The 15,263-nt window shown below is 50.9% G+C and carries 14 protein-coding genes and 1 pseudogene; 3 read left to right on the top strand and 12 right to left on the bottom strand.

Annotated elements, in window-relative coordinates; translation table 11 throughout:
• Positions 1-241 precede the first annotated feature (241 nt).
• The 11 genes from ACE5LO_RS11125 to fba all read right to left on the bottom strand — a co-directional run bounded on the left by ACE5LO_RS11125 (position 242) and on the right by fba (position 10,978).
• Entirely contained in the window at positions 242-487 is a 246-nt protein-coding gene (locus ACE5LO_RS11125; RefSeq protein ID WP_375520085.1) for a hypothetical protein, read from the bottom strand.
• Positions 488-505: 18 nt separating this feature from the next.
• Positions 506-991, bottom strand: a complete 486-nt coding sequence (locus tag ACE5LO_RS11120) for a hypothetical protein (protein WP_375520084.1) — start codon at positions 989-991, stop codon at positions 506-508.
• 171 nt (positions 992-1,162) lie between these two features.
• Entirely contained in the window at positions 1,163-2,698 is a 1,536-nt protein-coding gene (locus ACE5LO_RS11115; protein WP_375520112.1) for a right-handed parallel beta-helix repeat-containing protein, read from the bottom strand.
• 71 nt (positions 2,699-2,769) lie between these two features.
• Entirely contained in the window at positions 2,770-3,729 is a 960-nt protein-coding gene (locus ACE5LO_RS11110; protein WP_375520083.1) for a carbohydrate kinase family protein, read from the bottom strand.
• Positions 3,726-5,027: an alpha-galactosidase gene (melA, locus tag ACE5LO_RS11105; RefSeq protein WP_375520082.1), complete on the bottom strand. Its 1,302-nt coding sequence runs from the start codon at positions 5,025-5,027 to the stop codon at positions 3,726-3,728. Before melA ends, ACE5LO_RS11110 begins: the two co-directional genes overlap by 4 nt.
• 18 nt (positions 5,028-5,045) lie before the next feature.
• Entirely contained in the window at positions 5,046-5,870 is an 825-nt protein-coding gene (locus ACE5LO_RS11100; RefSeq protein ID WP_375520081.1) for a carbohydrate ABC transporter permease, read from the bottom strand.
• 18 nt (positions 5,871-5,888) lie between these two features.
• Complete coding sequence (locus ACE5LO_RS11095; RefSeq protein WP_375520080.1) at positions 5,889-6,824, bottom strand: carbohydrate ABC transporter permease; 936 nt, start codon at positions 6,822-6,824, stop codon at positions 5,889-5,891.
• Between the two features lie 15 nt (positions 6,825-6,839).
• Positions 6,840-8,132 carry an ABC transporter substrate-binding protein gene (locus ACE5LO_RS11090; protein ID WP_375520079.1) on the bottom strand — a complete coding sequence of 431 codons (1,293 nt, stop codon included), beginning with the start codon at positions 8,130-8,132 and terminating at the stop codon, positions 6,840-6,842.
• Between the two features lie 76 nt (positions 8,133-8,208).
• Positions 8,209-9,009, bottom strand: a complete 801-nt coding sequence (locus tag ACE5LO_RS11085; protein WP_375520078.1) for a DeoR/GlpR family DNA-binding transcription regulator — start codon at positions 9,007-9,009, stop codon at positions 8,209-8,211.
• A 140-nt stretch (positions 9,010-9,149) separates the two neighbouring features.
• A complete protein-coding gene (locus tag ACE5LO_RS11080; RefSeq protein ID WP_375520077.1) occupies positions 9,150-10,115 on the bottom strand; it encodes a 1-phosphofructokinase family hexose kinase in 966 nt (321 codons plus the stop codon).
• Entirely contained in the window at positions 10,112-10,978 is an 867-nt protein-coding gene (gene fba, locus ACE5LO_RS11075) for a class II fructose-1,6-bisphosphate aldolase (RefSeq protein WP_375520076.1), read from the bottom strand. Before fba ends, ACE5LO_RS11080 begins: the two co-directional genes overlap by 4 nt.
• 785 nt (positions 10,979-11,763) lie before the next feature.
• Between fba and ACE5LO_RS11070 the strand changes: the two genes are divergently transcribed.
• On the top strand, positions 11,764-12,807 hold the full coding sequence (locus ACE5LO_RS11070; protein WP_375520075.1) for an SIS domain-containing protein: 1,044 nt from the start codon (positions 11,764-11,766) through the stop codon (positions 12,805-12,807).
• A gap of 491 nt (positions 12,808-13,298) precedes the next feature.
• Here ACE5LO_RS11070 and ACE5LO_RS11065 read toward each other — a convergent pair whose 3' ends face one another.
• Positions 13,299-13,829 (bottom strand): hypothetical protein, encoded by a 531-nt coding sequence (locus ACE5LO_RS11065; protein ID WP_375520074.1) that lies wholly within the window; start codon positions 13,827-13,829, stop codon positions 13,299-13,301.
• A gap of 143 nt (positions 13,830-13,972) precedes the next feature.
• On the opposite strand from ACE5LO_RS11065, the gene ACE5LO_RS11060 reads away from it, so the two are divergent.
• Positions 13,973-14,320, top strand: coding sequence for a helix-turn-helix domain-containing protein (locus ACE5LO_RS11060; protein WP_375520073.1), 348 nt, complete (start codon positions 13,973-13,975; stop codon positions 14,318-14,320).
• Between the two features lie 80 nt (positions 14,321-14,400).
• A pseudogene (locus ACE5LO_RS11055) lies at positions 14,401-15,184 on the top strand (IS5 family transposase).
• Positions 15,185-15,263 lie beyond the last annotated feature (79 nt).

The following is a 15,263-nucleotide window of genomic DNA, read 5'->3' as shown; positions in this document are numbered from 1 at the left end:
ACAATGGCTTTCGTCGACTCTGCCCCCTGAACTACAGCTTCAGCTCCTTTGGCGAAATCACTTCCAATGCCCCTTCAGCCGCTTTCCCTGCCGAACGGAAGGCAGATCCCCAGAATCTTCATATCCTGCAAAAGATCCTCCACCATCCGCTTGGCCAGACTGTCGGCGTTCGCCATTTTGACACGCTTAATCCCTGGCTCACCGTAAATGCCGACTATTGCACAAAAAAATAAAAGCCCATTCACTTGGAGTGGACTTTGATCCCAGTATAGTTTTCAAACCATTCATTGGTTGCTTTCATACGGTTGTTATATTCTTCTTCACCAAGATCATCCTTCAACTGCTGACGAACCTTTTGCATAGCAGCTCTAGTATGTTCCTCAGTGCCCGGTTCCGGAGGAATAATCATGACCCCCGACTCATGTTTGAAGTGCATTGATGATGAACTCAAGCGTGCAAGCCTTCGTACCCTCTGAGTATTTTTCATGACATCATCTCCCTATCCCTATCTATAGTATAACTGAACGAGTCTCTGAGCTGCAATATCATCCAAATACATTTTGGAACCTAAGTCCCTTGCTCCAAAACGCTCATCATAGTAAGCCCGTAATCTGGTTTTAGGTGTGAAGGTGACAAAACCTTCAAAGCCTAACTGCAAACTCAACAAACAAGCAGACCCCATAAGTACATCGCTCACATTGATAAACTCTCGATTTGGATTTATGTACCGATTAGACGGTGCACTCTCCAGGAGATCAATCTCAACAAACCCCACATCCGCTCGCATTGCAATCGCTCCCTGAATATAGTTATTACCCGAGACAAGAAGTACATATGCATCAGATAAGTGCTCTACATCCAAATATATACTCCAATCAAAAGTATTCTCCCATCCCATTTGCTTCAAAGCTCCGACATCTGCAATCTCCATAGGCCTTATCTCGGCAGCATAAGACTCCCCATTTCTATGAATAAGCTGCCATACCGGCATTTCCCCACCTACCCTCATTGTGTAGAATCACTCCCAACACACAATCAATTATAGCACATACGTTCGGTGCAAAATACAAAAAAATAGAGACTCGTCTCCCGTCTTAAATAAACACATAAACAGTGCGTACCAGTAAACTCGGTACGCACTGTTTTCATTCTACTATAAGGTTTACTCGTCAGCACCGATATTCACGGCGCTTCCTTTCACGCGGGACTCTCCGTCAATATCCCCTGTTCCGATAATGGCAGTGTCCGTGTGCCCGGCATCAATCGCCAGAGACGAAGGCTGTAAATGGAAGTCGCCGCCCGCCGCATTCACGAATTTGGGATCGGCGAACAGAGAATGCGCATCGTTGCCGGTTCCCGATTTATATGCGGAGAATCCCGTATACTCTTTATTTTTCCAGGTCCAGGTGGCATCCGAGCTGCCGCCCGGAGCAAAATATAAATTGTAATCCACAACATTGCCGGAGTTTTTGGTGTATTCATTGTAAAACAGCACATCCGTGGAGTTGGCCACGAAAATATTGTTTTTGATCACGTTATTTTGCGTATCATACTGCACGAGGAGCTGGCCGTTATAATCGTTCAAAGTATCGTTATTGTACACCGTATTATTCACAATCTTGCAGTTTACCGTTGAGCCGCGCTTGGTGTCATAACCTCCTATAGCGATACCGGTCAGACGGTTGTTATAAATCACGTTGCTGCGCACCGTAATATTGCTGGTGGATTTGCCGGCATGCTCGGAGGCAATCTCGACGCCGATATCGTTGTTGTAGCTGTAGTTCTGCTCGATCACGCTATCCTTGCCGCCATCCACATAGATGCCGCCTGCCGAGTTGTCGTCTTTTGCGTAAGACAGGTTATTTTTCACGGAATTGTTGTACACCCGGTTGCTCTTCACCAAGCCGTTCCGCGCCTGATCGTAGGCGGTGTTCGGCGCAGTTCCCTCAAAACCGATCAGATCGATCCCGATATTGTCATTATCATGAACGAGGTTATTGCTCACCGTAAAACCGTCCACGTTACCGTTCAAAACGAGCGATTCGCTGGAGCCCAGCACGAGATTGTACAGCTCATTGCCGCTGATCGTAAGGTCGTGAATGGAATCGGGTGCTTTCGTTCCGTACACGGCGATGCCATGGGCATCCCGGCCCAGCCGGTCACTGCCACTCGGAGTTGCTGTGTTTTTGATATCATGAACTTTGTTGTTGGACAGATTGATGAAACCGCCCGCACCATGGACATAGACACCTACAGGTACTGCATCTTTGGAAGCCGTAGTAAAATTGCGAATTTCAAACCCCTGCACGGTAACATAATTCACATCAGCCAGCTCGACCAGCCCTTCGGACCCGCTGACCGCAAGTCCTTTGCCGTCAATGATTGGTGCCTCATTGTCATAGTTGGCAAACACAATAGGGCCCACAGAAGCGGAGCCGGAGCGGGTGATCTTCAGTTTCTCGTTGTATACACCGCCCCGCACATAGACCGTGCTGCCCGCAGGAACCGTGTCAGCCGCGTGCTGCAGCGTCTTCCACGGCGCGTCGCTCGTTCCCGCATTGGTGTCGCTGCCGCTCGTCGCCACGTAATATTCAGTACCTGCCGCAGAGGCAGCAGAAGGCTGCACATTTCCAGAAGCCAGACCAATCCCCACAACCATGCTTACACCTGCCAGCAACATTTTCCCGAGCTTCATCATCATTCCTCAACTCCTATTGTTCAAATTGGATTCGTACATGATAACCTGCATTCACTGAGCGTATCCCGCCTTCACTGGCCATGTCCAGCTTGCAAACGCGAGACGGTTTCCACTGTCGGCAGACTGCCTGTTCCTCCGACCCCAAGCGTCGACAGCGCCCCACACGCATTGGCGAACCGCAACAGTTCCTCACCGCGACGATCGAGCAGATAGCCGTAAATGATGCCCGCGTTGAAGCAATCACCTGCTCCCGTCGTGTCCACCGGGGTCACCACATAAGGCGCTGCCGATATCACACTTCCGTCAAACTCGCGCAGCGAAGCGCCTCTGGAGCCTTGCTTGACTGCCACCATACCAGCGACAGAAGGCAGCATGGATTCAAGCACACTGGCGACCTGATCGGCCGGGAAAATATGCAGCAGTTCCTCCTCACTCGGAATGAACAAATCCGTTTCCGCCAGCAGCGCACTGATGCCCTCGCGGTCCCACTGATTGGCTACATCCCAGCCTGTGTCAAAGGACGTGCTGATCCTGTCCGCACGCAGCTTTTTAAAGAGTTCCAGCCAGTGAGGTCTCATGCCGTCCTGCAAATAGTAGGAGCCGAAGTGTAGATGTTCGGCCTGCCGCAGCAGCGTCTCCGGGATATACGCCGGGGTCAGCAGCGGGATGCTGCCGGCGTAGGTTAACAACCCGCGGTCGGCAGGTGTGGATAAGGACAGGGTCACACCTGTCTTGATGCCCGGCAGCCGGGTGACATGCTCCGTATTGACACCCATGCGCTGCAGCTCGCCAGTACAGAAGGTGCCGAAATCATCGTCCCCCACCACGCTGACGAACCGCACGTCCGCTCCAAGGCTGGCCAGCGCGCAGGCCGTGATCGCCGAGGAGGAACCGAGCACGACCTCGAAGCCATCGACCATCTTTTCCCGGTTCCATTCCGGCATGACATCATTCCCGGACACAATGACGTCCACGTTCAGTTCACCGGCGACGACAACGACGGGCTTCGCCCCCTCCTGAGGCCGCATCATTTCAATACCGGAACAATACCTTGCTCCGCCTCATACAGTTCCTCGAACATGCTGCCGATTTCATCCAGGGAGCATACGGCTGCCGTCAACGGGTCCACCATCAGCGCATGGCGGGCCATTTCCTTGTCTCTTTGCAGCACAGCTTCTACAGCCAGGTCAAAAAAGGCCATGTTCGAACGGCATAATGCAGCCAAGTGCTCCGGCAGCTTTCCGAAACGGGTAGGCTGAACGCCCTTCCGGTCAACGAGGCAGGCCACCTCAACTACGCCGTCTGCCTGCAGATTTTCGATCAACCCCCGGTTGGGAACGTTGCCGTAAATAACCTTCGGCTCGTTTTTCAATACAGCTTCAATAATCACAGCCGCATATTCATTGCTGGATTGCATTTCAAGCGGCAGCGTGCCTGCGAGCTGCTGCACGATCTGCTCGTCGTTCTCCTTGCGCCAAATCGGCCAATTGTCGGCATAAAAGCCTGTGGCCCCGTTATAACCGGTGCTGCAGTGCAGATCGATGAGCGATTGGCGTTTGCGGTAATACGGAATATACTCCGAGAAATGGCCGCTCGATTCCGAGACGAAGGCGCCCAAATACTTCATGGCGTCAAAGCGGACCGGGTCCTGGCGCAGCAGCTCGGGGTCCTTAATTTTTTCCAGCAGAACCGGATACAGGTCTTGCCCGGCATGGGACAGCTCCACAAACCAGGACATATGGTTGATGCCGCCGGCTCTCCAGTGCATCTCTTCATACGGAACCCCAGCGTATTCCGCCAATTGAGCGGACGTATTCTGGATGGAATGGCAGAGGCCGACCACCGGAATGTCCGTGATGCGGGAAGTCAGCAGTGTGACCGCAGACATCGGATTGGTATAGTTCAAAATCATGCTGTCCGGGCACAGCTCCTCAACGTCCCGGACGATCTCGATCCAGCTGGGAAGGGTGCGCAGTGTCTTGAACAGGCCTCCCGGTCCGAGCGTATCGCCTATACATTGCTTGACCCCGTATTTTAGTGGAATTTCATATTCGTATCGCACCGTCTCCAGCCCGCCAACCTCAATCTGGTTGATTACAAACTGCGAGCCACCGATGACTTCCCTGCGATCTGTGGAAGCGATGACCTCCCACTTTGTCCCTGTCATTTCTACGATCTTGAGCACCAGTCTGCGCGCCAGCTCAAGCCGCCGCTCGTCGATATCGACCAAAGCGATCGTACCGCCCTCCAGCCCTTCGATCAGAAGGATATCCATCGCGATCTCACGGGTAAACGCACTGCCTGCACCGATAATTGAAATTTTCGTCATAGCTCTTCTCCTCACCCCTTATTTCATGCCTGTCATGGTCAGACCTTTAATGAATTGCTTCTGGAAGATCAGAAACACAATAATAACCGGTATCGTAATCAGAACCGCTGCGGACATGACGACATTGTAATTGACCTGGTGTGTTCCGTTAAAATAGACCAAGGCGAGCGGAACGGTCATTTTGCTCTCATCATTCAGCACGATCAGCGGCCACAGGTAGTTGTTCCAGGAGTTCATGAACGTGAATATGCCCAGCGCCGACAGCATCGGCATGATGAGCGGCGAAATGATGCGCAGCATCAGCCTGAACTCGCCCGCGCCGTCTATTCTTGCTGCTTCCAGCAGATCCTGCGGAATCTCCTCAATGAACTGTTTGGCCAGGAACACCCCGTAGGAGCTGACCAGATTAGGCAAAATGATCGCCATCAAATTGTTGACCAATCCGAGCTCGGACGTGATCAGATAGGTCGGAATCATAATGACCTGGAACGGAATCATCATCGTCGCAAGAATCAGCATGAACAGCAGTCTTTTCCCCTTAAATTGATGTTTGGCAAAAATATATCCGGCCAGAGAACTGGTCAACAAGGTAATCACCGTGATGATGACGGAGGTCACCAGACTGTTCAACAGCCACGTGACAAATGGTGCATCTTGAAAAACCGTTCGGTATCCCTCCAGGCTGGGCTGGCTGGGAAAAAATCCGCCAGAGCCTGACACGATCTCCATGTTGCTCTTCAGCGAAGACAGCACCATCCAGGCGTAAGGCAGCAGCATGATACAGGCCGCCACTGCCAGCACAGCGATCAGCACCCCGTCCCAAACACTGCGTTTATGCGGCATAAGCTTCTTTTCCCCCTCTCAATGTTCCCACTGCGCACGTCCCCATCTCAGTTGCAGCAAAGTCACGAGCAGAATGATCATGAGAAATACGGTCGCCATAGCCGAGGCATATCCCATGTTCGAGTTGGAGAAGGCCTGGTCATAAATGTGCAGTGCCAGCACGCGTGTCTCGTTGAACGGCTCCCCTTTGGTCATGATCTGGAATTGCGGGAAAGCCTGGAAATAGGAAACGACCGTGGTCACGGAGACAAACAGCAGCGTTCTGCGCAGCAGTGGTAAGGTGATGTGGAAAAAGATATGCCACCGGCCTGCGCCCTCCAGGATCGCCGCTTCGTAGTACATGTCGGGAATGGAGTCCATTCCTGCAATAAAAAGTACGATGTTATAGCCAATATCTGCCCACAAAGTCATCAAAATGACGGAATAGAGCGCATAATGCGGATCGCTCAGCCACTGGATCGGAGCCATATGCAGCTTGGCCAGCACCATGTTGAACAGGCCGTTGTTGTAATTGAACATCGTGCTCCATACGATAGCCGTGCCCGCGAGTGGTGCAATCGTTGGCAGAAAGAACAGCGTCCGGAACAAATTTTTGAGCCACGGGATTCTGACCCGCTGAATGGCCGCAGCAATCAGCAGCGTGATGACGATATTGACCAGCACGGTGATGATGACGAATTTGAATGTGACCCATAACGACTTTAGAAAAACGGCGTCCTGCAGCATACGGCTGTAGTTCTCTGCCCCCACAAACACCGCATTTGAGCTGAGCGGGTCATACTTGAATACGGACAAACCAAGGCTCCACGCAATCGGAAGAAAAGCGAACACCCCGAACAGGAGCAGAATCGGCACCAGTGATATGATGATAAATCTCCGTTTTGCCCTGTACCCCGCCGTCTTTCCTGCCGCTTTAAGTCCCTTCGTCTTGTCGGTTGGTACAGCAACACTCATGCCCGAGCCCCCTTATCACTTATGTTGATCCTGGCTATCATTGATAGCCTTTTCGATGTTCGCCAATCCTGCCTCCACATTCAATTGCCCGCTGACCATCAACTGAAAATTGTCGTTGACCTGCTTGAAGAAGTAGTCCCGGTCGGCCACAGGGCCAATCCATTGACCTAACGGCAGCACTGCCAGCGAGGTTTTCATATAAGGATTGCTGCTCTGGAATGCCGGGTCTTCGGCGATTTCTTTTTTGGCCGGAACGGTAAAGGTATCTGTATTCCACGCCTCAAGGTTGTCCTTCTCCGAAATGAACTGGATGAAATCCAGCGCAGCCTCCTGCTGTTTGCTTTGCTTCGCCACCGTAAGACCCCAGCCGGATTCGGCGGCAAAAACAGGTGGACTGTCCGTAAAGGACGGCACAGGCACGTATTCAAAATCGCTAACCTTATAGTTGTTGATGCCCGCAGAAATCGTCCAAGGGCCGCGATAGGTCATGGCCGAATTGCCGCGAAAGAAATGATCGGAGGTATCCAGCTCCCCGCCAAACGCGGTCAAATCCGTGACTTTGTCATCAGCCACAAGCGAGACCAGGGCCGACATCGCCTGACGTGCCTCTGGAGTATTGAAGTTCACATGTCCTCCTTCTCCCCAGAAGCTTGCCCCTTGCTGCAAAATAAGCGATAAAAAGGTAAAAGTGATATTGTCCGTCGATACAAAATCAAAGCCCTTGACTTTAATGACATCTCCTTCGCGCACGGTCAGTTTTTGGGCATAATCCACAAGCTCGTTCCAGGTGGACGGCGGCTGATCGAAGCCTTGCTGCTTCAGCATTTGTGGATGAATCAGCATGCCGCCGTTTTCAATGTTGTATTCCAGCGGCAGCCCGTACAGCTTGTTATCCCGCATATACCCGCCAAGAGGCGCGTCATAGTAGGCTTTTTTTACATTTTCGCTATCAGGGATTTCAACAAGCAAATTGTTCTTGGAATATTCGGGAACCCAGGTGCCAAAAAACTCGGCGATATCGGGCGGTTGTTTCGCGGAGAATGAAGCCTTCAGCTTCTGGTTGTACACATCATACGGAAAGGTCTGATACTCAATGGTTACATCAGGATGTGCGTCCTGGTATTTGGCGATCAGTTTTTTGTATGCGTTTACAATTCCATCTTCCTGATGACTCCAGAAGACCAGCTTCACCTTGCCTTGCGGGTCTGCGGTTGTATCGCTGCCGGACGTGGAAGGGCCTCCACATCCCGCTGCAGCGAATACAACGCAAACCGCCATGATGATCAGCATAAACTTGGAAAACCGCATTTGCATATCCCCCTAATCCTGCAAATTAGCCAGCATATGAAGGGGAGGTTACTTGAGCATAAGCGCCATTAAGCCATTAGATAAAAGCGGTGTGGTCCATAGGTGTATGTACGGCAATCCGCTGCTCCCGGCACGCTTGCTCAAACCATCCCTCAGGCTGTTTATTCGTGATTACCCCCGTCACCTGATCCAGGGGGGTAATGGTAAACAAAGCGCTCTTCTCCAGCTTGCTTTGATCGAATACAGCATACACTTCGCTGGAACGTTCTATCATTAATTGAGCGATACGGGCTTCAAGCTCGGAATGCATCGTAAACCCGTGATTAAGAGACACACCGTCCACCCCAAGAAACATTTTGGTAATGTTGATTTTATCGATCACGTTCTCCGCCAGCGGACCGCTCAGCTCATAGCTCTTGGCCCGCATCACACCGCCGATCACCACCACCTGAATATCTTCCGCGTCGGCCAGTTCAAAAGCGATGTTCACCGCGTTGGTGACAATCGTGATATTCCGCTGTTTTTTCAGCGCTTTTGCAATAAAAAACGTCGTAGTTCCCCCGGTGAGGCAGATAATGTCCCCTTCCTGCACCAGGGCAGCTGCAGCTTCGGCAATTTGCTCTTTATCCTGCCGTTGGAAGTCATGTTTGGCGGCAAAAGGCAGCTCTGCGGCCGACGGCATCAGCGCCCCTTCGTAAATGGCTCCACCGGTCGTACGGATGATACTGCCCGCTTTCTCCAGCACGTCCAGATCACGTCTTGCGGTCGCTTCCGAGCAGCCGATGGCTTCAATAATCTCCTGCAGCGATATTTTTCCGCGCGATTTTATTAATTCCAGTGTTTTCGCTCTGCGAAGTTCACCCTTTGAATATTGCATATGTCTCTCCTTTGATATATCTGGGCTGTTACAACCCGTGTTAGCTCTATTGTGGAGGATGAAAGGATGGATTGCAATACACCCAAGTAAACCCGCATCCTGTTGGAAAAACGTGCAACCGCACGCTTTTGCCGGACTCTTCACAGAGCTGTAACCTGCACCTGCTGCTCGTATTCCCGGAAAAGACGGTAGTCGATATCCCCCGCTTTCGCGGACATCGCATTCGCCGCAGCCGCTGCAGCGGCGGTACGCAGCCTGTCTGCGGCCGAATGGCCGAGTTCCCCCGCATACGCCATACCGGCCACAAAGGCGTCACCGCAGCCCACAGTATTCACGGGCTGAATGGCCGGCGGTGTCACCAGATACCCTGCGCCATCCAGAAGTGCCACAGCTCCCCGGCTGCCGAGCGTTACACATACCTCGGCGATTCCCCGGTCCGCCAGCATCTGCGCGGCCCGGGCCCACTCGCTAGGTTCCTGCGGTACGTGGCCCAACCAGCCGGACAGTTCCTGCTCGTTCGGCTTCACGAAGTGAGGCATCGCGTCATGGCGAGACATCGCGTCTAGGTGAGGCGTTGCGTCGAGCACCGCGCTGAAGGCCCTTCCGCTGGTATCCAGGAAGGTCCGCGCTCCAGTGGAACGCACGATGCTGATCAGTTCTGCATACAAGCCTTCCGGCGTACCGGCGGGCAAACTGCCTGACAGCACAACCACCGTGGATTGTAAGGCAAGCTGGTGCACCGTTTCCTTGATCGCTTCAACCTCCGTTTCCGTTATGGCCGCTCCCTGCCCGAGCAACTCGGTGGACGTTCCGGTGGACTCATCCAGGATGTTGAGGCAGACCCGCGACTCTCCCGGTCCATGGACAAAGGCCGTCTGGATGCCCCGTTCCGTCAGGCTGCTCTCAATAAACGCGCCATTGTTGCCGCCAATGATGCCGGTGGCCGTGACCTCACCGCCGAGCTGGCGGATCACCTTGGCAACATTGTTGCCTTTGCCCCCTGGCTCGTCAACCTGCCGGGCCACCCGCTGCACCTGCCCTGCCCTGAAGTTGTCGACATAATACGTCCGGTCAATGGCGGCATGGAGTGTGACGGTGGTGATCATCTGGCCACGCCCGCTTTGCCGACAGAACCGCAGAGCCGCATTTTTTCCATGGCGAGCCGTTTGACCGCTTCCTTCGCCGGAACCATGTATTTACGCGGATCGTTTTCGTCGGGATGCTCTGCAAACACCCCTTTGATCGCGTCGGAGAACGCAATGCGCAGTTCGGTGGCGATGTTCACCTTGGCCATACCCAGCGCGACCGCCTGATGAATCTGCTCAGCCGGAATGCCAGACCCGCCGTGCAGCACCAAAGGTACAGCCACACGATCCGCAATGCGCGCAATCCGCTCGAAATCAATGTTCGGTGTGCCCTTGTAAATACCGTGGGCGGTGCCAATCGCAGGCGCAAGCGTACTTACACCGGTACGTTCAATAAACAGAGCGCATTCTTCAGGATCAGCCAACGAAGCATCCCGCTCATCCACAACAATGTCGTCCTCAACACCGCCGACCTTGCCAAGCTCTGCCTCCACATTTACGCCGGAAGCCTGAGCGATTTCCATTACTTTGCAGGTTTGCTTTACATTCTCCTCGAAAGGAAACATGGAGGCGTCGATCATAACCGACGTGTAGCCAGCGCGTATGCATTGGATAATTGTGGGAAAATCAGTGCAGTGATCCAGATGAAGCGCCATCGGCAGATCTGTTCGATCCGCCGCCGTTTTGGCCGCATGGGCGATGTAATCCGGCCCCAAATGTTTGACGGTGCCCACCGTGGATTGAATGATAAGCGGGGATTCCGATTCAACCGCCGCTTCTACGACAGCCTGCAGCATTTCCAGGGTATGCACGTTAAAAGCGGGAATGGCGTATTTCTCCCTGCGCGCCGTTTGCAGCATTTCAGTAGATGAGATAAGTGGCATATCTTTTTTCCCCCTTGAAAGGTATGGCCGCACGCCGGATACAAAAGGTTCATTAGGTGACCCTTTAGTGGGCTATATAGCGGCAGGTTTGAGCGAGCTTAACACCTCCCTCTCATTAGTGGAACGATCCGGTAATAACGTTTAGAGGTATGGGCCATGACCACAACAGGAGCTGTTACTGCGACTGCAGCTGCAATTGCGATCGTATCGCAAAGCCAATCCTAGCGGATTACTGCTGATGATCGTGCCGCACAGCCAATCTAACGGACCACAGCTGTTGATCGTACCGTAAAGCCAATCTAACGGACCGCAGTGCCGTTATTCTGCGAAATCAACAGTTTTCGAAGCTGTAACGGACACCACAGACCTTATTGGGCATTAATGTGCACGTATCCGGCTCTTTTTGAGCAAATAGCAGCTCTCCTGTCCGTTAGAAATGAAAACGGCGTCTTTCCAGGCAAATAAGGTCGCTCTGGTCCGTTAGCTTATCCGTTCTGATCTGCCGTCACCAACGTTCACGTTATTTTTTGGATCCATTCCACTATGCGAATGTTTGAAACAAATGACTTTTGATTAATGGATGATTGGATAAATCTTGTGCTTGTGATCATAATAATCGTTTATTTTGATTAAATCAATCACTTTGTAAAATTATATTGCTCTTCTTGTGGATATAAACTCATAATATTGATTGTATCAATCATTACTATTGCATTTTTGATTGAAAAAATTATAAAATTGACACAAGGCGTCATAATTAATCCATTTCCGGGAGGTACATCTTTATGAGTTTGACGTATCGTGAAATCAAAGGCCAATACAAGGCCCTGCAGCAGACCTTCGAATATATGGTGGCGAAGCGCGCTGAATTTACCGCCTTTGTCCGTGAACAGGCAGTCACCTCCGTGACCTTCGTCGGTTCCGGCTCCAGCTATTGCTTGAGTGAAGCGGCCGCTTTCTCCTTCCGCTTACGCGCCAGCCTGCCTGCGCTTTCCCTGGCCGCCGGTGATCTGATGCTCCATGCCGACCGCTACCGCTCTATGCTGACTGGCACCCTGGCCATCGCACCGTCACGGTCTGGCAGCACCAGCGAAGTAGTTGAAGCGCTGCGTCTGATCCAATCGGAAGAACGCATTCCCGTATTGTCCATTTCCTGCGTAGCGGATTCCCCGCTGTCCGCAAAGGCCGATTTTGCCTTGGAACTGCCCTGGGCCTTTGACGACAGCGTTTGCCAGACCCGCACGGTTACGAATCTGTATGCGGCCAATCTGCTCCTTGCCGCCTTTCTTGCCGGCGACGAGGACCTGATTGCCGACATGCAAGCGGCTATTCACCAGGGTGAAGCCTATATGGCGCGCGTGGAGAACGATATCCGCCGTGTCTCTGACTTTGCCTGGACGAACGCCGTCGTGCTGGCAGATGGCGAGCTGCAAGGACTGGCCGCCGAGGGTGCCATCGCCTTGACTGAAATCGCCAAGACGCAGGCTCACGCCTACCATCTGCTCGACGTGCGCCACGGCCCAATGGTGACAGTAGGCCCCGATACGCTGGTGATCGCGGCCTTGTCGGACAGCGGCATCGACCACCAGCGCAACCTGATGCGCGATATCAAAGACCGGGGAGCCACCGTCATCGCGTTTGCCGATCGGGCGGATGCGGCCCCGCATGATATCGTCGACCTCGCGTTTACGACGGAACGTCCGCTGGACCCGGCGGTGCGGGGCATTCCGTTCATTTTCATCCCGCAAATCGCCGCCCTCGCCAACGCCGAACGCCACGGCATCAACCCGGATCAACCCGATGGGCTGGTGGCCTGGGTTAAGCTGTAAGATAAAGTTGATCTAAGCAATGGGGAATAATTAATCGGTCTTCATTCCATCGGTTTCCGAAAAAAATAAGGAAGGCCAGTCCCCTCTAAGTCATTTTCATATGACTTAGAGGGCTGGCCTCAATATAAAAACACCTTCATTTTTTTCAATTCACACTCCTGCATTAAGGAGCGACCGCCCACTAGACCGACGTGCTCTCCCGGCAGCAGGCGCTTTCAATCCACGTTCCTTATATAAGGAGCGACTGAACAACTAGCTTATCGCCACGCTTTTCTCCTGTATTTTAAATCCACACTCCTGTATAAGGAGCGACAACGACCAATTAAGGCCTTGTAAAACAAGGGCTTACCCTAGCAAAAGTACGACCCTCCATTTCTTTATTATATTATTGTCATCATTCCCCAGCAAATAGCCATAACCCTTGTTATACTAGCATGTGCGAATCTTCCGGGAATTTCATGTGAGCTTAAGGTTCGCACCAGCAATCATTTTTAGAAAATAGATTGATATAACTCTGCAGGATCATCAATAATCAGTTGGGACATAAAACATAATATTTCATCAGTTTTCCTTATCAAACGCCGAATGTTCTTTTTCTTCATGTTCTTTATCCTGTTTATCTCCGGGTCATTAGCGAGATATTGAATGGTGCCAATGAATATTACAACCTCCAGGGCAGGGACTGATTCCGATTGTAGTAGGTAAAGCTGGTCGGTCATGGTTATGTATTTTGGTAGAAAAAGGGTTGAATGAGTTTTAATGTAGGTCGCTTTTAGCATAGCAGAAAGAGCTCGGTCACAAAGAATTATAACGAGATCTGGCTGCTTATTATCCAGAAAAATCAATGCAAGCTTCATATGATAGTAAGCAAGTTTATGTTGATATAATTCTTCTCTTTGGTAGCTGCCTTCATTTTGTTGCTCTTTTACTTTTTCAAGTTCTGTCTTGTTGGCTTGTTTAGTCAAATCATCATGAGGTTTGATTAAACACTGCATTTTTGCAATAGAGATCCCATTTCTCAACTTAATCCCCCCAATAAGATCAATTACACAGTATTATACACCAAAAAAATACTTATAAATATAATTTACTGAAATATACGATTCTAATTCTCATGTTTACCAACTTTATATTTGTCTACACTTTTTGTGTAAGGGGTGTGGATATGCAAGATAAGGAGATATTAAACCTGGTTGGCGCTCAAATAAGAGCTTTGCGAAAGGAAAGGGGATTATCCCAAGAAGCTCTTGGAGAAAAGGGCGGATTTCATTTTACATACATCGGCCAAATTGAACGAGGCGAGAAAAATGTCGCTTTACTTAATCTTGCAAAGATTGCTGATGCTTTAGGCGTAAATGTTTCACAGCTGTTTGCATATGTACATGAAGAAATTGAATTGAATGAAACAGAGTTGGATATTCAAGACGTTGTAAGTATGCTCAGAAAATCAACTCCTCACAAAGTCCGGCTGGCCAAAAATATTGTAAGAGAAATTGTTGATGGGGAAAATTAACCTAGGGCGTGTCTGAAAACTAGCTATTGCTTCAAAAGCGAAGCTGTAGCATAATTTCACCAAGATGAAATCATGAAGGAATGTGTGAAATGATGCTAAGACGCCATGAAATCAATGATCAAGACTGGGAGCGTATCCAAGATGTATTGCCGCCCGAAAACACGGGTGAAGGCAGACCTTCTAAACCGAATCGAAACATGCTGAATGGAATGTTGTGGAAAGTGAAAACAGGTGCGCCTTGGCGCGATCTACCTCCACGTTTTGGTCCTTGGAAAACGGTATATTCCCGCTTTCGTTTGTGGAGTAAAGACGACGTTTTTCAAAAGGTGTTTGAGTCGCTGTCCAGCGGTGCTGACTTACAGGAAGTTTCGATTGACAGCACTTCCTGTAAAGTTCACCAGCATGCGGCAGGGGCAAAAAAAGGGCCGAACATGCCGAAACCAGCCAAGAAATCGGACTTTCTCGGGGCGGACGCAACACCAAAATCCACGCCGTAGTGGATCTATGGGGAATCCGATTCACCTGGTTTTAACGGCGGGAAATCGAAATGACTGTTCGGTGGCCGTTGATGCTCTTTCGGGTGTAACGCTGTCTGGAAGCGTTGTTTTAGCCGATAAAGCCTACGGAACCCAAGCGATTCGAGATCACATTACATCCCAGGAAGCGACGTTTTGCATTCCTCCAAAGTCCAATGTTGCAGATCCATGGGAATGTGATTTCCATCGATATAAGGAACGTCACATCGTGGAATGTTTTTTCAATAAACTCAAACAATTCCGTGGGATCGCCACTCGATATGATAAACTTGCTTGTAGCTTTTTGAGCTTTGCCTATTTAGCTTCTGTTATGATTTTGCTGAAATAGCTCCATTGAAGTTAGTTTTCAGACACGCCCTAATAAAGAGAATAAAAATCTGAAAAGACAATGTTTATTCAAAATCAAA

It is taken from the genome of Paenibacillus medicaginis, assembly GCF_042138635.1.
Classification (GTDB): domain Bacteria; phylum Bacillota; class Bacilli; order Paenibacillales; family Paenibacillaceae; genus Paenibacillus; species Paenibacillus medicaginis.
This window is presented reverse-complemented; position numbering and strand designations above follow the sequence as displayed.